Annotated in this window: 23 protein-coding genes; 2 read left to right on the top strand and 21 right to left on the bottom strand. The window is 29.5% G+C overall.

The window, feature by feature from the left end:
- Positions 1-16: 16 nt before the first annotated feature.
- The 17 genes from ACAG39_05510 to ACAG39_05430 all read right to left on the bottom strand — a co-directional run bounded on the left by ACAG39_05510 (position 17) and on the right by ACAG39_05430 (position 17,160).
- Positions 17-529 carry a GNAT family N-acetyltransferase gene (locus ACAG39_05510; protein ID MEZ0536694.1) on the bottom strand — a complete coding sequence of 171 codons (513 nt, stop codon included), beginning with the start codon at positions 527-529 and terminating at the stop codon, positions 17-19.
- A gap of 75 nt (positions 530-604) precedes the next feature.
- Entirely contained in the window at positions 605-1,417 is an 813-nt protein-coding gene (locus ACAG39_05505; protein MEZ0536693.1) for a homocitrate synthase, read from the bottom strand.
- A gap of 18 nt (positions 1,418-1,435) precedes the next feature.
- Positions 1,436-2,479, bottom strand: a complete 1,044-nt coding sequence (locus ACAG39_05500; protein MEZ0536692.1) for a hypothetical protein — start codon at positions 2,477-2,479, stop codon at positions 1,436-1,438.
- A complete protein-coding gene (locus ACAG39_05495) occupies positions 2,479-3,339 on the bottom strand; it encodes a molybdate ABC transporter permease subunit (GenBank protein ID MEZ0536691.1) in 861 nt (286 codons plus the stop codon). The genes ACAG39_05500 and ACAG39_05495 overlap by 1 nt, the downstream gene beginning before the upstream one ends.
- 20 nt (positions 3,340-3,359) lie before the next feature.
- The gene (gene modA, locus ACAG39_05490; protein ID MEZ0536690.1) at positions 3,360-4,157 is read right to left on the bottom strand and encodes a molybdate ABC transporter substrate-binding protein; all 798 of its coding nucleotides are present in this window, start codon (positions 4,155-4,157) and stop codon (positions 3,360-3,362) included.
- Positions 4,087-6,360: a nitrogenase component 1 gene (locus ACAG39_05485; protein MEZ0536689.1), complete on the bottom strand. Its 2,274-nt coding sequence runs from the start codon at positions 6,358-6,360 to the stop codon at positions 4,087-4,089. The genes modA and ACAG39_05485 overlap by 71 nt, the downstream gene beginning before the upstream one ends.
- A 21-nt stretch (positions 6,361-6,381) precedes the next feature.
- Positions 6,382-7,713 carry a nitrogenase iron-molybdenum cofactor biosynthesis protein NifE gene (gene nifE, locus ACAG39_05480; protein MEZ0536688.1) on the bottom strand — a complete coding sequence of 444 codons (1,332 nt, stop codon included), beginning with the start codon at positions 7,711-7,713 and terminating at the stop codon, positions 6,382-6,384.
- A gap of 121 nt (positions 7,714-7,834) precedes the next feature.
- On the bottom strand, positions 7,835-9,196 hold the full coding sequence (gene nifK / locus ACAG39_05475) for a nitrogenase molybdenum-iron protein subunit beta (GenBank protein MEZ0536687.1): 1,362 nt from the start codon (positions 9,194-9,196) through the stop codon (positions 7,835-7,837).
- Entirely contained in the window at positions 9,196-10,803 is a 1,608-nt protein-coding gene (nifD, locus tag ACAG39_05470) for a nitrogenase molybdenum-iron protein alpha chain (GenBank protein ID MEZ0536686.1), read from the bottom strand. The genes nifK and nifD overlap by 1 nt, the downstream gene beginning before the upstream one ends.
- 30 nt (positions 10,804-10,833) lie before the next feature.
- On the bottom strand, positions 10,834-11,214 hold the full coding sequence (locus tag ACAG39_05465) for a P-II family nitrogen regulator (protein ID MEZ0536685.1): 381 nt from the start codon (positions 11,212-11,214) through the stop codon (positions 10,834-10,836).
- 16 nt (positions 11,215-11,230) lie between these two features.
- Complete coding sequence (locus ACAG39_05460; protein MEZ0536684.1) at positions 11,231-11,557, bottom strand: P-II family nitrogen regulator; 327 nt, start codon at positions 11,555-11,557, stop codon at positions 11,231-11,233.
- Between the two features lie 17 nt (positions 11,558-11,574).
- The gene (gene nifH / locus ACAG39_05455) at positions 11,575-12,393 is read right to left on the bottom strand and encodes a nitrogenase iron protein (protein MEZ0536683.1); all 819 of its coding nucleotides are present in this window, start codon (positions 12,391-12,393) and stop codon (positions 11,575-11,577) included.
- Positions 12,394-12,474: 81 nt separating this feature from the next.
- Complete coding sequence (locus tag ACAG39_05450; protein ID MEZ0536682.1) at positions 12,475-14,079, bottom strand: ammonium transporter; 1,605 nt, start codon at positions 14,077-14,079, stop codon at positions 12,475-12,477.
- Position 14,080: 1 nt separating this feature from the next.
- Positions 14,081-14,401 carry a hypothetical protein gene (locus ACAG39_05445; protein MEZ0536681.1) on the bottom strand — a complete coding sequence of 107 codons (321 nt, stop codon included), beginning with the start codon at positions 14,399-14,401 and terminating at the stop codon, positions 14,081-14,083.
- 32 nt (positions 14,402-14,433) lie between these two features.
- On the bottom strand, positions 14,434-14,772 hold the full coding sequence (locus tag ACAG39_05440; GenBank protein MEZ0536680.1) for a P-II family nitrogen regulator: 339 nt from the start codon (positions 14,770-14,772) through the stop codon (positions 14,434-14,436).
- Positions 14,773-15,018: 246 nt separating this feature from the next.
- On the bottom strand, positions 15,019-15,612 hold the full coding sequence (locus ACAG39_05435; GenBank protein ID MEZ0536679.1) for an ANTAR domain-containing response regulator: 594 nt from the start codon (positions 15,610-15,612) through the stop codon (positions 15,019-15,021).
- Between the two features lie 18 nt (positions 15,613-15,630).
- Positions 15,631-17,160, bottom strand: coding sequence for a methyl-accepting chemotaxis protein (locus ACAG39_05430; GenBank protein ID MEZ0536678.1), 1,530 nt, complete (start codon positions 17,158-17,160; stop codon positions 15,631-15,633).
- A 273-nt stretch (positions 17,161-17,433) separates the two neighbouring features.
- Here ACAG39_05430 and ACAG39_05425 point away from each other — a divergent pair, with 273 nt between their 5' ends.
- A complete protein-coding gene (locus tag ACAG39_05425) occupies positions 17,434-18,063 on the top strand; it encodes a hypothetical protein (protein ID MEZ0536677.1) in 630 nt (209 codons plus the stop codon).
- Positions 18,064-18,147: 84 nt separating this feature from the next.
- On the opposite strand, the gene rbr is transcribed toward ACAG39_05425, so the two are convergent.
- The 3 genes from rbr to ACAG39_05410 are packed head-to-tail and all read right to left on the bottom strand — an operon-like array spanning position 18,148 to position 19,324.
- Positions 18,148-18,684: a rubrerythrin gene (rbr, locus tag ACAG39_05420; protein ID MEZ0536676.1), complete on the bottom strand. Its 537-nt coding sequence runs from the start codon at positions 18,682-18,684 to the stop codon at positions 18,148-18,150.
- 31 nt (positions 18,685-18,715) lie between these two features.
- Positions 18,716-19,135 carry a Fur family transcriptional regulator gene (locus ACAG39_05415; protein ID MEZ0536675.1) on the bottom strand — a complete coding sequence of 140 codons (420 nt, stop codon included), beginning with the start codon at positions 19,133-19,135 and terminating at the stop codon, positions 18,716-18,718.
- The gene (locus ACAG39_05410) at positions 19,136-19,324 is read right to left on the bottom strand and encodes an ArsR family transcriptional regulator (GenBank protein ID MEZ0536674.1); all 189 of its coding nucleotides are present in this window, start codon (positions 19,322-19,324) and stop codon (positions 19,136-19,138) included.
- Between the two features lie 154 nt (positions 19,325-19,478).
- Between ACAG39_05410 and ACAG39_05405 the strand changes: the two genes are divergently transcribed.
- On the top strand, positions 19,479-20,405 hold the full coding sequence (locus tag ACAG39_05405; GenBank protein ID MEZ0536673.1) for a hypothetical protein: 927 nt from the start codon (positions 19,479-19,481) through the stop codon (positions 20,403-20,405).
- A gap of 23 nt (positions 20,406-20,428) precedes the next feature.
- Here ACAG39_05405 and ACAG39_05400 read toward each other — a convergent pair whose 3' ends face one another.
- A complete protein-coding gene (locus ACAG39_05400; GenBank protein MEZ0536672.1) occupies positions 20,429-20,926 on the bottom strand; it encodes a QueT transporter family protein in 498 nt (165 codons plus the stop codon).
- Positions 20,927-20,931 lie beyond the last annotated feature (5 nt).

The following is a 20,931-nucleotide window of genomic DNA, read 5'->3' as shown; positions in this document are numbered from 1 at the left end:
AAAATTTTTTTAATAATCAATTATTTTCAATTTTATACCTAGCCATTATGTATTCATCTGCATATGTTCCATTTCTAATAGCTGCATACTTTTTTAGCCCTTCTATTTCAAAACCTAATGATTTGTACAGTTTTATGGCTCTTTCATTATCAGCAAAAACACCAAGTTCAATTCTTTTTAGCATTAACCAATTGTCAGCAAGGTCTAAAACTGTTTTCATCAAAGCCTTACCTATACCCTTGCCTTGATAATTTTTATGAACCATTATCCCAATTGCTGCAGAATGTCTAAGCCTTGGTGATCTATTAACATGTAACCCTACTAATCCAACCACCTTTCTAGTTTGGTCTTCTTGAACTTCAGCAACAAAAAGGTGATCATTTTCACTCAAGTTTTTTAAAAAATCTACTGTCCTTTCAAACCTTTCACTTGTAATACCTAATGTGGTTTCTCTAACTCCATCCATTCTTCTCATCTCATTTATTGCCTCTGCATCATCAATCCTTACTGGTCTAATTATGAAATTCATAAAAAATCACCTTCCAGTTATATTAAGATATTTTTGATATTCTAATACAGACTGGAAGGTATGTCAATATTCTGATTATGCAACAAAATTATTAATTGCTATAATTCTTTCAATATGATTTTGAATCTTTTTTATCATTCTTTTTTCAATGTTGTTAAAACAATTAAACCTTTTTTGGCATGCAGAAATAAATTTATAGTAATCGCAATTCCCTGCTCTTTCTCCAATACCACCAATTGTACAATCAATATATTTTGCACCAGCATATACTGCTGCAATTGAATTTGATACTGCCATTCCAAAGTCATTGTGTGCATGAAACTCAACATCTACATTAAAATATTCTTTAATCTTTTTGATGTTCTCATATGTTGCCTCCCTATATAAAATTCCTACTGTATCTGCATATCTTATTTTTTCTACTTCAAACTCGCAGGATATTTTAATCAATTCACATATAAAATTAAAATCTGCTCTTGAAGCGTCTTCAAGCCCTATTGATAAACTATATCCTTTAGATTTCACATAATCTGCACATTTTTTTAGATTTTCAATAACCCAGTATCTATCTTTTTTTAATTTATGATTTATTTGAATATCAGATGATGGAACAGAAATATGAATACAAACATTACCACACTCAAATGAATGATCTAAATCTGAAATAGATAATCTATTCCAAACCAATATTTTACTTTTTAGACCAAGTTCAGCTATCTTTTGAATAGCTCTTTTTTCACTACCATCCATTGCTGGGATACCAACTTCAATTTGATAAACATTTAACTTATCAAGTAATTTAGCAATAGTAATCTTTTCTTGAAAACCTAATGAAATTCCTGGGCGTTGTTCACCGTCTCTTAATGTTGTATCAACAATTTTAATCATATAAACCACCTACCTTTTTTACTTCATATTAAGTAACTTAATTACACTTTCAGCCTCATACTTATTATTAATGGTTATTTTATTTTCTTTTATTGTCTTAAGAAGCATATCAATATCAATATTCTCGTAGTTTATTTTATACTCTTTTAATTTTTCAACTATAGCTTTCCTTCCAGAATGTTTACCTAAAACAAAACCTCTTTTTATACCTACAGATAATGGATTGTATGGTTCATAAGTATTTGGATTTTTTAAAATACCATCGATGTGAATACCTGATTCAACTAAAAAGATATTATCACCAATAATAGGTTTTGATTTGTCTATTTCTATTTTTGTAACTTGGTAATATAGATTCTTTAAATCTTGTAAAATACTAAGATCTTCATTATTCTTATTAATAATCAAACTTAAATAAGCTATTACTTCTTCTAATGGTGCTACATTTTTCTTCCCTTCAATTCCATTAAATGCACATATTATGCCATCAGCAAAACTTATAGCACTTTCAATAGCAGTTGATGTTGCTGAACAAAAACTGTCAAAAGGATAAACATCAACAAAAAACCCTGTTTTCTCTTTAAAACTCTCTATTATCTTTTTCCATTCACTTTCAACAGATATATTACTGAGATTTGAAATAATTATTCTATTAATCTTTTTTATATTCTTAAGAAAAATATAGTTTTTTAGCTGTTCTAATTCATCTATATTTTCTGCTTCATATTCAATAGTAATATTAACATTTTGTTCAATAAGCTTTGACAATATAGTATTAAACTTTGGATTTTTTATATTAATTACAACTTCATTAATATTCATTTTTTTAATTAATTCAATATCAGTTAAAAATCTAATTCTCATTATAAATTTATTTGATATTAATGTACCGTATCGTACCATCCATTTTTTATCAACTTCAAAGTTGTCAACTCCAATTTTTTCTAAATAGGAGATAATTTTATTTAAGCAATATATATCAATATTATTATTTAATCTAAAAATATTCATTATTGTTTTATCTGTAATTCTTATTTTTTTCCCAGTTATTGATATTGCCATTATACATCTCCCCTTGATGTATGTTTAATTATAGCCAAAATCAGAATAGTAAAAACTAAAACAAACCCAGATAATGAATAAGCTGCATAAATATCGCTTTGCATTAATGTCATTATCTGAAGCGGTATTGTTCTTGTAATACCTTCAATATTTCCAGCAAACATTAATGTAGCTCCAAACTCGCCTAAACTTCTTGCTGCAGATAATATCAAACCATTTACTACTGAATATTTAATTATTGGTAAGACAATCTTTATAAATATTACTGATTTATTTGCACCCAAAACATATGATATCTCGAAAACTTCTTTATCTATTTTTTGGATAGCACTTTTGATTACCTGTATATACAATCCTGATGATACGAATACCTGTGCTATAATAACAGCAATAGTAGAAAATTCTATTTGGATATTAAAATAATTTAAAATTATTCCGAAAAAACTATTTCTATTAAATGTAAGCATAAGACCTATGCCAGCAATTGCAGGAGGCAAAATTGTTGGAATTGTTGTTAGTATATCTATTACATTTTTAATTAATTTATTTTTATGAAAAATAAAAAAAAATGTTATTGGTGTACAGAATACATATACAATTGTGGTACTTATAAGTGTTGTTAAAATGCTTAACTTAATAGATAATAGGTTACTTTGATTATTTAATGTTCTTAAAAAATTATTTATATTATTTACTGTAATAAGCCTTAATACTGGTAATAATAAAACTAAAAGGAAAAGCATGCATAGTATTAATATAAAAAAATAAAGTATATCAACTTTTATTGCTCTTCTATTTGTTTTTTGTTTTCTTTTTATATTTATATCTTTCTGAATAACTTGGGAGTCTATAAATTCCATGAATATCACGCCCATTTCATTTAATACATTTTAAAACCATATTTTATAAATGTATTAATATTTTTTTGAGTTAAATATTTATATAATTTTTTTACATTATTATTATTTAAAGATTTTTTTGAAATAGATATTGTAAAAATAGCTTCAGTATTTTTAAGTTCTGGAAGATTAATTACTTCAATTTGGTTTTTATATTTTGTTTTAAGTTCTGATGTTTCATATAAAACACCAACATCAACATAGGAAGTTAAAACCTTTGTTAAAATGTCTCTTACTGTTAATTCACGTGTTTTTATATTTTTTTCTATTTTTTCTTTTTGTTTATTACTTATTGTTTTCTCCTTTAAAGATTTATCCAATGATTTATAGAAATATTGTCCTGCAGGAATACTTTTATCCCCAACTGCAATTGTAATACTATCCTTTGCTAAGTCATTAATATTTTTTATACTCGTTTTACATTTTTTATTTTTTATAATAACCAAATGGTTTTTAAGAAACTTATCATAGCTTAATATTAATCCTTTTGTTTTTAGCTCTTCCATATTTTCATAATTAGCAAATAAAACTATATCAAATTTATATCCATTAATTGCTTGGGTTGCTAATGCTTTGCTATTTCCAAAATTACATAGCACTTTAATTCTACTTTCTTTTTCAAATTGCTTACATATTTCATTAACCGGTTCATAAAGACCCATTGCCGAAAAAACTATAATTTTTTGGTTTTCTTTTGCAGCTAAAGATTTAACCATAAGCATTTCTACAACCATTGCTACAAGTACAATTAATGCTACTATTATTAATTTTCTTTTCATTAATGCCTTCCTCCTCTATAAGTAAGCCTACAGCATCTGCTCTACACTGCTTGCAATGATACATTTGCTTTATTATGTCAGAATACTTTTTTCTTAATTCATTTAGTTCTTGTTTACTAATTGGAGTTAAATTTTCAAAAAGTGTACCCTTAACCGGTATCAGTGGCATAAGATTCAATAACTCAGCCCCATTTTCCTTAGCAAGTTTTGCAATATCTTCAATGCAATTTGTGTTAATACCATTTATTACAACAGTATTAATTTTAAACTTTATGCCCTTCTCTTTTAAATGTTTTATTCCTTCAAGTTGATTATTAATCAGTATCTTAGAACCAATGATTCCTTTATATTGACTTTCAAAATAGTTTACATACTTATAAATATCCTTACCAATATATGGGTTTATAGTATTTATAGTTACTGTTAAATGTGATACACCTATATTTTTTAGTTCATCAATGTAGTAAGGAAGCATCAATCCATTAGTTGAAAGACAAATTGTTACATCAGGGTCATAATCTTTAATCAATAGAATTGTTTCTTTTGTTTTTTCAAAATCAGAAAGAGCATCTCCTGGTCCTGCAATACCAACAACACTCAGATTTTCAATCTCCTTTTTGGCTTTTTTGTACCTTTGTAGTGCTTCCTTTGGTGTTATGAGCTCAGTTGTTACACCTGGTCGATTTTCATTAACACAATCATACCTTCTATTACAGTAATTGCACTGTATATTGCAACTACCAACAACAGGTAAATGTATCCTTGCATTTTTTAATGCCTTTTCTGAAAAGCATGGATGGATATCTTTATTATTATCTTTATTTTCATCTATCTTTATATCAATTGGTTTATTGTAGAATTCAGAATATATTCTGCTTCTATAACTGCTATGTTTTTGCTCAATAAGTGTATTTGATACATCATCCAATAGATTCATTGTCCCATTATAACCCGTATATACAAGTCTTTGAGCACCAAGCCTATCATGTATCGGAAATCCTATTCTAACAATTGGGATGCCTTTTTTTTCATTTATTAGCCTTCCATTTGAGTTACCAATTAATATATTTATATTAAGTTGTTCAATAAACTTTTCAGCCTCGTGAAAATCAATATTATCTAAAGCAATACAGTTTTCTGAAATACTTTGGATTAAACTTCTCATTGTTTCATTTTGAGCACCTGTAAATGCTAAGAGTGGCTTTATACCATTTTCTTCACAAAAAGAAACAAGAGAATAAACAATTTCAGGTTCACCATAAATAGCTGTCTTTCCTTCTGCATTTATTTTATGTGCATCAATCATTGCATCAATAAGTCTTCCTCTTTCTATATTAAGCTTTTCTGGAATCTTCTTATTTGTGATATTTTCAATAAGTCTTAAAAATCTGTCTGTATTTTTAATCCCAATAGGAATTGGAATTCTATATAGCGGAACAGAGAATATATCCTCAAGATATTTCCCGGGAGAAAATCTATCTGGTACTGTAAGACTTAATTCAATCGTAGCTAGTGCACCAGTCATCCTTTTTATTTCATCAATTGATATGCCACCATCTGATATCTTTTTATACCGTTTTGAAAATGGAGCATCAAGCGTTTCTGAATAATCAGGAAATAAGATATAATCAATTTCAAAACTATCAAGTATTGATTTGATATTTCTTAAATCTGCTGGACTCATATTTGGAACAATAACATTTATAGCATTATTCTTTTGCTGTTTATTTTGGTTATCTAATATTGTCTCCAATAAGCTTAATAATGCTAAAAAATAGCCTTCAAATTCTGTACCAAGAAAACCTTTAGAGCTTATTGGTACCAACTTAATATCCTCTATTTTGTTTTCAATAGAATATTCCTTTGCAATCTTTTTTATATCCTCACCAATTGTTTCAGCCAAGCAGGTTGTCATAATACCAATGACTTTAGGGTTATACACCTTAATAACATTGCTTATTGCCTTTTTTAAATTTTCTTCGCCACCATAAATTGCCTTTATTTCAGTAATTGAAGATGATGCTATATCAATTGGTTCGTTATAATGGGTAGCCATGTGCCTTCTTATATATGTGCTACATCCTTGTGAACCATGTAATATCATCATACTTTTTTCAATTCCCTTAAAAGCTATTGAAGCACCAATTGGCATACACATCTTACATGGATTTATATCTAAATTTAATAGTTCCTTATTATGCATATCTTTCACATCCTTATTTTTCTATATTTCCTTAACAATTCTCCATATTGGGCTTTCTATTGATTCATATACCTCTTTAGCAAAATTAACTGCACCAACAAAACCGCATAATGGGTGTTTTCTTTCGTGGTTATGATCACAAAAAGCAATTCCAAGCTTATAAGATAGAGGTCTTTCTTTCACACCACCAACAAGTACATCAACAGAGTTTTCAGTTAGAAAAAGTTCAAGTTCTGCTGGATTAGCATCATCCAAAATAACAGCATCATCTGGTGCAATACTCTTAATAATCTCATATTCTTCTTTTTTCCCAGTCTGTGTTCCAACTAAAACTGTTTTCATACCAAGTTCATCAAACTGTTTTATTAACGAAATGGCTTTAAAGCCACCACCAACATAAATTGCTGCTTTTTTACCTTTTAATTTATCTCTAAAATGGTAAATATCATCTTTTATTTTTATCTCTTCTATTTCAATTAATTTTTTTGTTTTTAAAAGTATATCACTATCACCAAAAAAATCTGCAATTTTAAATAATGAATCCTTTGTATCATCAATTCCAACAAAGCTTATTTTAACAAATGGTATACCATATATTTCATTCATCCTCTTAGCCAAATGAGTCATTGACCCTGCACATTGTACAGCATTAAGCCAAGCATTAGGAGCTGATTTGATTAGCTCACAATTTGAATCACCAGTTAGTGTAGATTTTACTTTTAGTCCAACAGTTTCAAGATAGCTTTTTATTATCCACGTTTCACCTGCAAGATTAAAATCCCCAATAACATTAACGCTTGGTTCTTTTGTTTTTTCTACTTTATTGTTCATAAGCTTTAAAATGGCTTCACAAGCTGCCTTGTATCCTTTTGATTTTGTTCCAAGAAATCCACTTGAATTTACAGGTATTGCTCGAATTCCGAACTTTTTCTCTGCATCCTTGCAAACAGATTTAACATCATCACCAATAATTCCAGCAATACATGTTGAATAGACAAATATTACTTTTGCATTAAATCTATTTACTACTTCTTGTATAGCATTTTTTAATTTTGTTTCACCGCCAAATATTATCTCTTCTTCCTTAAGGTCAGTACAAAAGCTGTTTCTATAGTTTTCAGAACCACTTGATAAGCTTCCACGTATATCCCATGTATAAGCTGCACAGCCTATAGGTCCATGAATAATATGGTAAGCATCAGTAATTGGATTTAAAACAACCCTCGCACCGCTATAAACACATGCTCTTTGGCTTATTGAACCAGCAATACTATCTTTATCGCAATCTAAATAAGCATTATCATTTTTGAAAATAATAGATTTTTTTCTTTCTTCTAATATGCTATAATTCATATTAATCACCACACATATTTTATTTGGTCAAAGAGGGGCGGCTTAAAAATAAAATGTATTATAAGCAACTCTATATCTTCAGTTGGGGGTGTTTATAATTTATAGCCGCCCTTAAAAACTTTTATAAAACCAGTTCAAAATCTTGATCTAAATCATCTCTATCTTTTCTATCAAGTAAAGCATTTGTAATCATTTCTATTACTCTCATAGCACCTTTATAACCTACAATTGGTAGGTATGTTTGCACTGGTCTATCTAAAATTGGGAAGCCAATTCTTACTAATGGTATATCTTCTGCTCTTGATAGGTATTTACCATACGAATTACCTATAATAAGGTCAACCTTTTCATTCTTTATCCATTGTTGGAGTGTAAATAAATCTCCATAACTTTTAACCTTTCCATCTACCTCAGCTTCAAAAAGCATTTCTTTTATTTGACTTTCAAATGCTTCTCCAGGTGTTCCAGTGAGTACATATTTTGGAATCATACCAAGTGATAAAACAAACTCTGTTAGTGCAATAACTATATCAGGGTCACCAAAAATAGCTACAGTTTTGCCGTGATAATGATGATTGCAGTCAACCATTATATCAACTAACTGTCCTCTTTCTTCCTCTAATTCATAAGGAATAGTATTACCAGTAAGTTTTGATAAAAGCATAATAAACTCATCTGTAGCTTTTAATCCTAAAGGCATTTTAAGTGTATATGCTGGAACTTTACATTTTCTTTCAAGTTCAATTGAAGCAGCCTCTGAAGCAAATTTACCAAGTGCAATTGTAGCCATTGAGTTTCCTGTATCAATTAAATCTGGAATCTGTGTTCCACCTTTTGGAAACATTTCATACTTACCAGTAAGAGGTGAATCTAAGTTACCGCTTGTATCTGGAAACATAATGCATTTTACTCCCATTAAGTCCATTATTCTTTTTAATTCTCTCATATCAGATGGATTAACAAAGCCAGGGATTATATTTACATTTCCATTGTCATAGCCTAATTTTTTTGAAAAATACTTAACCATACTTGTTACCATATTTGAAAAACCTGTAATATGAGAGCCTACATAACTTGGTGTATTTGCATGTATTACATATTTTCCTTCGGGTATTTCGCATTGCGAAATAATTGTTGGTATATCATCACCTATAGTTTCTGAGAGGCAGGTTGTATGAATTGCTATAACATCAGGATCGTAAACTGTAAAAATGTTTTTTATAGCTGATTTTAAATTAGATGCTCCACCAAAAACACTTGCACCTTCTGTAAAAGAACTAGTTGATGCCATTATTGGATCTCTAAAATGTCGTGTTAGATGCATTCTGTGATATGAACAACAGCCTTGAGAACCGTGACTATGGGGTAAACACTTATGAATGCCCAAAGCTGCATACATAGCCCCAATTGGTTGGCAAGTTTTAGCTGGGTTTATTACAAGTGATTTTCTTTCAATCATTTCTTTTGGTGTATAATCCCACATTATTTATCCTCCTCCTCAAAAAGCCAGGTATACTGACCTTCTAATATAGGTTCATTTTTCCACGGTGGAGTTACAAGCTTCCAAGCAGGAGCTAATATACCATTTGCTACATCTTTTGCAAAGTTTATTGCACCTCTAAATCCTGCATAAGGCCCACCATAGTCATAAGAGTGAAGTTGTTTAGAAAATACTCCCATCTTATGAGCAATATATTTATCTTTAATACCTGAGCAGAATATATCAGGCTTTAATAACTTTATAAACTCTTCTGTTTCATAATGATTGAGGTCATCTACAATAATGCTTCCATCTTTCATTTCTTTTATCATACCAGCATAATAGTTTATTGGTATTTCATTTTTTAACTCTTCAAATTTCTCTTTGGATAAGAATAATCTATAGTGTTTTGGATCTGGTTCAACTTGCAGCTCTTCGATATTCTTACTGTCAGCATCCTCTTTTATAAACGGTAAGACTTCTCTTCCTTCATAATCATCTCTATGTGCAAATTCATATCCTGCTAAAACTGTTTCCATACCTATATCTTTAAATAGGTTTTGATAATGATGGGCTCTTGAGCCGCCAACAAATAGCATTGCAGTTTTACCCTTGAGTTTCTTTTTATACTCTTCAAGTATAGGTAAAACATATGAAAGCTCTTCTTCGATAACCTCTTCTGTTCTTTTTATAAGCTCCTCATCACCAAAATACTTAGCCATATCTCTAAGGCTCTTGACTGTGCTTTGAACCCCAATAAAGTTAATTTTGAGCCAATCAGTACCATATTTCTTTTTCAACATATCAGCAATATAGTTTATTGAACGGTGGCATTGAACAAGATTTAAATTAGCTTTGTGAGCTGATTTTAAGTCTTTAAATGTACCGTTGCCTGTCATCATCGATACAATCTCATAGCCTATTTTGTAAAGAACCCTTTCAACTTCCCAAGCATCACCACCAATATTGTATTCTCCTAAGATATTGATGGAATATTTGCTTGCTTCCCTTTCAGCAGTTCCAATTACATTTTTCATAAGTCCATTGTTTGCAATATGGTGTCCTGCTGATTGGCTAACACCCTTATAACCTTCGCAATGAAAAGCAAGAACAGGTATGTTGTAAAGCTTTTGTGCCTCTTTTGCAACTGCATCTATATCATCACCAATTAGCCCTATAGGACATGTAGCACATATTGTTATTGCCTCTGGCTTAAAAATCTCATAAGCCTCTTTTACAGCTTGCCTTAGTTTATTTACACCACCAAAAACAATGTCCCCTTCTTGCATATCTGTTGAAAAACAATAACTCAATAAATTTTGCTCACCTTCTTTTATAACACCTTTATGCCTTCTGACCCCCCATGTATAATACGAACAACCAATTGGACCATGTACTATATGAACAACATCTCTTAATGGTCCTAAAACAACACCTTTACATCCAGCATAGCAACATCCTCTGTTTGTAATAATTCCAGGAACTGTTCTTGTATTAGCTTGTATAGTCAAATCCTCAGTCTCAGGAGTTTTAACTAGAATATGTTGTTTCCTATTTCTATAAACAGCTGCTGGATACTTTTCGAGAATTTTTTCAACTCGTTGTCTCATCTATCATCACACCCTTCAAAATAACTTAATTTATAATGCCTCTTCGCCTTTTTCATTTGTTCTTACTCTAAATGCATCACAAACTGGCATTACAAATATCTTTCCATCTCCAGGATTACCTTTACTGTTTATAGCTAATACTGTTTTTATAACATTTTCAGCATCGGAATCTTTAACAATAAGAGAAATAAGTCTTTTAGGAATAAGTCTATGTTCTTCTGTTATAGATTCAGCCATTTTTACATCTTTTATTTCACCAAATTGAATATTATCAACTGCAACAAAGTTTACCTTTTTCTTCCCTCTACCTAAAACCTTTATACAATGAAGGGATGGAAAGCCTTCTTTTAGTAAAGCCTCTTTTGTTTCATTAATTTTATTCATACGGATAATTGCCATAACCTCTTTCATATAAAAACACCTCTTTTTATAGTACCTTTTCACCAGTACTTATAGTATAGACTTCCTCAACTGGACTAATAAAAATCTTTCCATCACCAAAAGCACCTTTTTGACCTGTTTTAGCATTCTTTATAATAATATTTACTAAATCCTCTTTATCTTTGTCTTCGATAACAATCATAAGCATTACTTTAGGAATCTCATCATAGAAAACATCTCCAACCTTTACACCACGCTGTTTTCCTCTTCCCATAACATCAATCTTTGTAACAGCTGGAAAACCTGCTTCGGAAAGCTCACTTAGTATTACATCAACCTTTTCTGGTCTAACAATTGCTCTTATCATCAACATAACAATAATCCCCCTTTTTAACTGATAATTCCATGTTCCATCATAAGCTCTTCAAGTCTATTGGTATTCATTGGCTTTGGAATGACAAACATATCGTTAGAATCAACGGCATTTGCCAATGCCCTATATACATCAGCCTGTTCTGAATCTGGAGCAAACTCAATTACAGTCTTTTTATTTATTTCTGCTTTTTGGACTATATTGTCTCTTGGAATAAAGTATATTAGTTGACTTCCAATTTCTTTTGCAAAATGCTCAAGTAATTCTCTTTCATTATCAACCTTTCTGCTATTACATATAATACCACCAAGTCTTGTTCCACCAGTATTAGCATACTTTTGAATACCTTTACAGATATTATTTGCTGCATATAATGCCATTAACTCACCGCTTGCAACAATATAAATCTCCTGTGCTTTACCTTCACGTATTGGCATTGCAAAACCACCACAAACAACATCACCCAAAACATCATAGAAAACATAATCTAAATCATCGGTATAAGCTCCAAGGCTTTCAAGTAAACTTATTGATGTAATAATCCCACGTCCTGCACATCCAACACCAGGTTCTGGCCCACCTGATTCAACACATTTTATACCAAAAACACCAATTTTCATAATGTTTTCAAGTTCAACCTCTTCACCTTCGTCCCTTAATGTATCAAGGACTGTTTTTTGAGCAAGACCCCCAAGAATTAATCGGGTTGAATCAGCTTTTGGGTCACAACCAATAATCATTACCTTTTTACCCATTTCGCCAAGGCCAGATGTTAAATTTTGAGTTGTTGTGGATTTTCCAATTCCACCTTTCCCATAGATAGCAATTTGTCTCATTATTAATACCTCCATTTCATATAGTGATATTTTTTATATATAAGGGAGTTAGTGTCGCTAACTCCCTTTATCTCATTGTTTCTATTGAGTAACAAGCTTTTTGTAGCCTGATGATGAGTTATCAACATTACTAGTTATTTTTGTAATATCATTCTCTGGTTTTGATAATACAAAATCTGGATATGCTAGACAACCCATTTCTGGTAAATCTAATCCAGCCAATTCATCATTAGCTGATACTCTAAGCCCCCATACTTTATCAAGAACTTTATAAAATACATATGATAAACCAAATCCCCAAACAATTAATACAGCAACGTTTATTAGTTGTGCTACTAATTGTCCAGCATCACCATATAATAGACCTTTTACTCCACCAGCTACACCATTTAAGCCATCTCCATATGTTCCATCAGCAAATAAACCAAGTGAAATAATTCCCCAAACACCATTTACTGCATGAACTGAAACAGCACCAACTGGATCATCAATTTTAAATTTATGTTCAACAACATAAACTGATATACAAACTAAAATACCAGCAATAGCTCCAATAAAGAAAGCAGCAATACTATTGACAAAAGCACATGGTGCTGTTATAGCAACAAGCCCCGCTAATGCACCATTGCACGTCATTGATGGATCTGGTTTACCGTATTTTGCCCACATATAAAACATTGCAACAAGCCCGCCTACCGCTCCAGCAATCATTGTATTTGTAGCAACAACTGCTAATCTAAAATCTGTTCCATTCATTGTACTACCTGCATTAAATGCAAACCAACCAAAGAATAAAATAATAGTTCCTAATACTGCCATTGGTATATCATGTCCTGGCATAGCTACTGGTGTTCCATCCTTTTTAAATTTCCCAATTCTTGGACCAATAACAATAGCACCTGCTAATGCCATCATTCCACCCATAGCATGAACAACAGATGAACCGGCAAAATCAACTGCACCATGACCTAATCCAAAATTTTTGCCAAGCTGTGATAACCAGCCGCCACCCCACATCCAATTACCAAATAGTGGATAATAAATCATAGAAACAAAGAATGAATTTATAACAATTGCTGAGAACTTAACTCTTTCTGCCATAGAACCTGTTGGAATTGTACATGTAGTATCCATAAATACCATTTGGAAGAAAAATAATGCAAATACACCTACATCATAAGCACCACCTGAAGTTAGCATGAAACCTTTTGTACCAAACAGTCCAAACTTTCCAATACTAAATTCACCATTTAAAACAGATGGACCTGAACCTAGTGTTGACCACCCTCCAACTCCACCAAACTGAAGTGCAAAGCCAACTAAGTAATATCCAACTGCACCTACTAAGAAAACCATAAGATTCATTGCCATAGTATGCATTGCATTCTTTGCTCTTGTAAAACCAGTTTCAACTAATGCAAATCCTGCTTGGAAAAAGAATATAAGCATTCCTGTTAATAATACCCAAACATAGTTTATTCCCAATTTATTCTTTGCTACCTGTGTCGCAACCTCATCTAATGTTGGCTGCCCAACCTTTGCTGATGGTATATCTGTAATTGTTCCTGTATTTGAACCTGATGGGTCACCAACTGACTTATTATCAGCATATACAAATATACAGAAACTACTTACAAGTATGATAACTAATAGTAATAATATTATTAATTTACTTATATTTTTCATTTTATATCCCTCCCTCGCTTTTTATTGTTTTTTTGTTTAATAGATTTGAGCATCCTTTTTTAATTAAACTTACTGTTGAAAAATTCCTTAATGAAAATTTTGCATTGTTCGAAATTATCTGCCTATTTAGTTTTTGTACTGCTTTAAAATTTCTTATTCCAATATAAATTGAAACTATCCCAAATATATATCCAGGTACTTGCGTTCCAAATAAATGAAACTTAACTTTTGTTTGAATATTATATATACAATATAGAAATCCAGATAGAATTATTAATAAATCAAATATATAAAGTGTCGCTATTGCAATACGTTTACTCATCAAAATCACCTTCTTTAAAATTAAGTTGTTTTTTAAAGTGCCTCTTCACCTCTTTCACCAGTTCTTACCTTTACAACGTCATAAACATCGTAGATAAATATCTTACCATCACCAATTTCACCAGTTCTGACTGTTGAGATAACTTTTTCAATAATTGTTTCTACAATCTTGTCGCTAACAACAACCTCAACCTTTACCTTTGGAAGTAGATTAATGCTATATTCTGTACCTCTGTAAACACCTTTTCTGCCTTTTTGCTTACCACATCCTGATACCATTGATACTGTCATACCAGCAATACCAATAGAATTGAGTATCTCTTTTAGCTCCTCTAATTTCTCTGGTCTTATGATTATTTCTAATTTCTTCATCATAAACACCCCCTTTCGATTGTTGATATGTAAAATAAAAAAACGCCGATAACCAAAACGGTAATAAAACCATTTAAGTTACCGGCGTCGTGGCCGTTTTTTTAAGAAGTTCTTATTTACTTCTTAAAAATATTAAATTTTAATTTTGAAATTATTATACCACTATACTTTCATTTTTGCAATAGTTTTTTTAAAAATTTTTTATTTTTGCAATTTTTATTTGTTCGTCATTCATTTTATATATTGTTAACGGTTATCTTCTCCATTTAATTCATAATTTGATAATATATTTTTTGCCATTTCTCCCATTGAAATTCTTTTTTCTCTACTTCTTTTTTGAATAAATTCATATGCTTGTTCTTCGGTTAGATTATAGTTTTTTACAAGTAGCCATTTTGCTTTTTCAATAATTCTTCTTTCTTCAAGCCTTCTACTTAGTTCATTTAATCTTTTTTCATAATCCAAAATCCTTTTATAATTCAGCATTGAGATATCAATTAATTGTATAAATGTTTCTTCATAAATAAGCTTTGATGTAAATGTTATTATTCTTGATGATGTAATAAACTCCATAATATCATCATTTTTTCTTTCTATAATTAATATACATGCTGACAATAGATCTTCATCTATTATCCTCAATATACTTTTGAATTCCCCAAGTTTATTTCCAATATCAATTATAACAAGCTCTGGGCAACAACTACGTAAAAGCCTTAAAAGCTCATAAGGTTTTGTGGTGTATCCTACAAAAATATTATTATGAGATGTTAAAAGCCTTTTAACTAAACCTAATATCTTTTTATCCTCACCTACTAATACAAATTTTAAATTACTCACTTTTATCTCTCCAATAATTTAAATAATTTTTATATCAAGCCCAATAACACCAATAATTTCATTATTCGAATTCTTTATTGGACTAGCCATTGTAATACATGGTTTTTTAGTTATTGCAGAGATATAAGGGTTAGAAACATATAGATTCCCTTCTATTGATTTTTTAAACCAGTCTCTTATCTTTGCATTAGCAATACCTGCTGGTGGAATTGAAAGAATAAATTTTCCCTTTTTATCGTTTGACCATATTGCTTCAACAAAGTCATATTTTTGTAATATGTCATTAAATATCACTTGATGCCTTAGCTTTTCCAATGATATAATTGCATCATCATTTACTAATTCTTCCAATATTCTTTCGGCTTTTTCAACTTTATCGCCTATGATACTTCCATCAATTTTTATGTTTTCTAAAATTGAATTATCAACATATCCAGACAATTCAGAATATAGAGTATTTAATCTATCAGTCAATCCAAATATTTCTTCAATACCATTTTTATGTTGGTCAATTAAGTTACATACATTATTAATACTTTTATCTGACTGGTCAAGTAAATTAACAATTTCCCCAGAGGACTTTTCAATTAATGAGGTTGCTTCAAATTCCTCCTCAACCTTTAAATGAACATTTGAAACAAGACTATTTAAACTATTAATTGAAGAGCTTATGTTTTCTAATTCATCCATTATCTTCTTTATACTTTCAACATTTTTATCAACTAAATTTGTATTATTAGCTATTGTAGTATTTAATACCTTAATCTGTTCTTGGAATAAACTTAATATTGTATATATGTCTTTTACAGATTGTGATGTTTCATCAGAAAGTTTTTTAATTTCTGCTGCCACAATATTAAAGCCTTTTGATTCCTCACTACCCGCCTTTGCAGCTTCAATGGATGCATTTAGAGCTAATAGTTTTGTTTCTTTTGAAATATACTCGACAGACTTCAATATCTTGGTAATATTAATTGATTGATTATATAATTCTTCCATTTGTTTAAGAATTTCATGAGATGAATCTTTGATTTTATTTATATCCTCAACAATTGATTTTGCTTCATCAATACTTTGATTTGCAATTCTATTAGTAATTTCACTATCTTTGCTTAATTTAAGTATCAGTTCTCTTACAAATTCAAGTGAATTTAATAGATTTTTTATATTCCCAACCGAAAGAAATATTGTTTGATTAGCTTTAGAATTTATGGAATACATTTTTTGAGACTCATCAAATAAGACAGAATATGTTTCTTTACCCTCATTAGCAGTGATATTTAATTGTTCAGCAACAGATGTAATCTTGTTTATAGCTACTTGAACCTCAACATTAAAATTAAGAAGCCTTTCTTTTATTTTATTTAATTCTTCTGACTGTTTTGATAGAGTATTGTTAAAAACTAACTGTATGACTATTGTTCCAAAAAACTCAATAATAATAGTAATTAAATATTGTACAGATATAGGTATATTACTCATATAATGTAATAATACAATAATAATTAATACAATGATTTGAAACCCTAATAATATGTTTTTTTTCATTTACAGGCACCCCCAAAATATTTAATAAAAAATACAAAAAGGCGTTGAAGGAAAATCTCCCTCAACGCCTTTGTTGAGAAACTAATATCAATTAAATTATATTTATTTTCTCGAAATAAATCAATATAAAAAAATATAAGTTGCAATAAATTATATATGCTAAGTACAAAATATTTATTGTCTATTTATTCCTATCATGCTATTATATTTTTATACTATAGTTATATAATATTTGAGACAAAAACATACCTTTCTAAGAGGAGTGTTAGCAAATTGTTTAAGATGAACAAATACATAGTATTAATAATATCCTTTATATTTTTAGCAACTTTTATTGCAGTTATTCAATATGAAAAGCCTTATAAGGTTAACAAAAGTTTCAGTATGTTTGATTTTAATGGAATAGTTATTGACTCAAAAAAGCAAGCAGTTGAAATAAAAAAATTACCTCAAAAATATGAAGTTAATATATCATTATCAGTTAAGAAAAATATTTTTTCTGCTAAATCATATTATGGTTCAGCAAAGATAAATGGTATTGAATATATTGTTTATCCAAAATGGAAAGCTGCTGATAAAAATTCTGACCAAATTATACCTTTTGTTAATAAAGATAAGTATTATAATAAAGATGGAACTATTAAAGGATTTTCAACATCAGAACCAATTGACTTATTTTTAAGTTTCAAAAATTATTTTGAATTTATTGAAATATCATTTGTTGATCATTCAAAGAATAAAATAAAAGATAGTAGTTTAAATTATCCATATTTATTTGGTCCTGCAAAAAGCTTTGAGGAAGCATTAAGAAAATATTGTCAATATATTGATGCCAAATTATCTGATAATACCATAAAAGAAGCTGTTAAGAAATATAATAAACTTAACAAATCTAGTAAATAAAAAATAAAAGGCTGGATAATAACTTAATTCCAGCCTTTTTACCTGATAAAACTTATTTTAATACTCTTTAAATTGTTTTTAAAATTAATAATTTTCAGCTCTTACCTCAAAGAATGATTGAGGATGCTTACAAGTTGGACAAACCTTTGGTGCTTCATTACCATAATGAATATATCCACAGTTTCTACATTTCCAAGCAACCTTTTCCTCTTTTTTGAATACCTTATCGTTTTCAATGTTAGAAACTAGCTTTTTGTATCTTTCCTCATGCTTTTCTTCTACTTTCCCTACAAATTCAAAGGCCAATGCTATCTCTTCAAATCCTTCTTCACGTGCTACTTTGGCAAACTCTTTGTACATCTCTGTCCATTCATAATTTTCACCTTTTGCAGCTTCTTTAAGATTATCAAGTGTTGAACCAATACCATTTAAAAATTTAAAGAATAGCTTAGCATGTTCTTTTTCATTCTCTGCTGTTTCTTCAAAGATAGCTGCTATTTGCTCATAACCTTCTTTTCTTGCTTGACTTGCAAAGTATGTGTATTTATTTCTTGCTTGTGATTCACCAGCAAATGCTGCAAGTAAATTAGCCTCTGTTCTTGTTCCTTTTAATTCTTTCATTTTTTATAACCTCCTCATTATTTTGATAATATTATTTAATACAATCTTTACAAATTCCTTTGTAAAAAATATTTTTTTCTTTAATAACAAAGCCTTCTAAACTTTCATTCAATATTTTTGGTTCTTCTAATAGAAAATCATAAATATTTCCACATTTTTCACACTTAAAATGTCCATGAAGTGTAGTATCAATATCAATTCGTGATTCTTTTTGGTCTGATAATACTTCTCTTACTAAGCCTTTTTCTAAAAACAATTCAATTGTATTATATATACTTGTTTTCGAAAGTGTTGGCATTTCATTTATGAGTGAATTATATATCTGTTCTATTGTAGGATGAACTCTGTTGTTTAAAAGATAATCTAAAACTTTGACTCTTATTGTAGAAGGCTTTATATCATATTTTTTAAGTGTTTCTGTAAGATTTTTATAGTTTGGGGACATAATAATTTATTCCCCTTTGTTGCTTGCAGTGTAATAACATCTTTTAGGTGATTCAATAAGATTTTCTTCTTTTAAGATTTTTAGAATTTTGTCTACCTCAGCCTTTTTTAAACCAGTTATATCTGCAATTTCTTGAGCTTTTAAAGGATTTTCTGAATCTTTTAATGCCTTTAATACCAATTCTTTATTATCCATTATTACCACTCCTATTTTGTAATCATTACAATTTTGTAATCATTACAATTTTATTATAATTACAATTTGTGAATATGTCAATATATTTTTTATAATGATTGATAATGCAAATGATATAATATTAATATAGATTAATTTTTGGGGGTTAAAAGTTGTGTTCTTTTCTTTTAACCTAAAAAAATTGTTCGGTTTATTGCTCATAATTGCATTGTCCTTTTACTTAATATCTATCCAAAATGCATTGGCCATAAACAAATCTCCTGTTAGCACTGTTGACAGCTTTTTAAATGCAATTTTACTAAGGGATGTTGGAAAAGCAAAGTCATTCTTAGAAAAACCAGATAATCTTATATTAGTGAGCAATCCTCATCCTGTAAATTATGAGATCCTTAATATGAAAAAGCTAAATAATGATATCTACCAAATTGAAGCTTACGTATTTTTTTCCTATACGGCAAATCCTTATTATAGTATTGAAAAACATACCTTTACTGTAGTTAACAGCTTATTAAAATATAAAATTCGAAAAATTGAAAAAAAGATACTTGCAACTGTTCTTGCTACCGATAACGGAGAGAGTTTTTCCTTAGAAAGAGATAATAAAAGAATTGCATTATTAACAAAGTCGATGCTTGCAAGTAAAGATATGCCAAAATCAAGTTTTTACTTTGGCTCTCTTGCTTATGATATAAATAAAAATAGGTTAGTTTTTACTATAATACATGGTAACACAATAATATTGTATTATTATGATTTAAATTCTAAGAGACTAAAGATTGTTGATAAAATCAAAGGAAAAAATATTGGTATCGAAACATTAATAATAGATAGAACAGCTCAATATGCTGCATTAAATCTTTTTGAAATGCAAAATTCATCTATAAAACCATTTGTTAACCTTTATAAATTAGATAATGGATATAAAGCGAAACTAAATGATCTTTTTAAGAATAAGACTATCAAAAGTATTAATACCTATTATTGGAATAAAAATTATTTATATATAAGAGTGGGAATTAATTCAAAGGTGAAGATTTATAAATTTGATGTTATTTCAAAAAAGCTTTATCTATTTGAATAAAATTAGAGGGGAATAATACCCCTCTAATCTTTTTTTAGTTTAAGAATATTCATTAAAGCTCTATTTCTCATTATAGCATTGAAAACAGGATAACCAATTAATGTTACAACAACAAATTCACCAAGCATTACTGTAAGTGTAGTAATTAAAAATGGCAGCTTTTGCACAAAATGAAGTTCAAGACCAACAATCACACTAAAAATAGTTGGCCACAAACTTGCTATAAATAGGTTTTTACTCCTTGCAATCATTATAACCGAAAGTAATGTTCCAAGTGTTCCAAAAACAACATCAACCCAACCTAAAGGACTAAACAGGTTTGCTATAAAACAACCAAGCACAAGTCCTGGTGCATATATAGGATCAATAAAAACAAGTAAATTCAAAATCTCGGAAAATCTAAATTGTACTGCTCCATAACTAAGTGGTGCAATTAAAACTGTTGCAACAGTATAAACAGCTGCAGTAAGCCCTATATAGACAATCTCTTTAGTACCTAATTCTCTATTAAATAATTTCATACTAA

The organism is Caldicellulosiruptoraceae bacterium PP1, from assembly GCA_041320695.1.
Taxonomy (GTDB): Bacteria; Bacillota; Thermoanaerobacteria; order Caldicellulosiruptorales; family Caldicellulosiruptoraceae; genus JBGGOQ01.
Note: the sequence above shows the minus strand (reverse complement) of the source record. Positions and strands in the feature narration are given on the sequence as shown.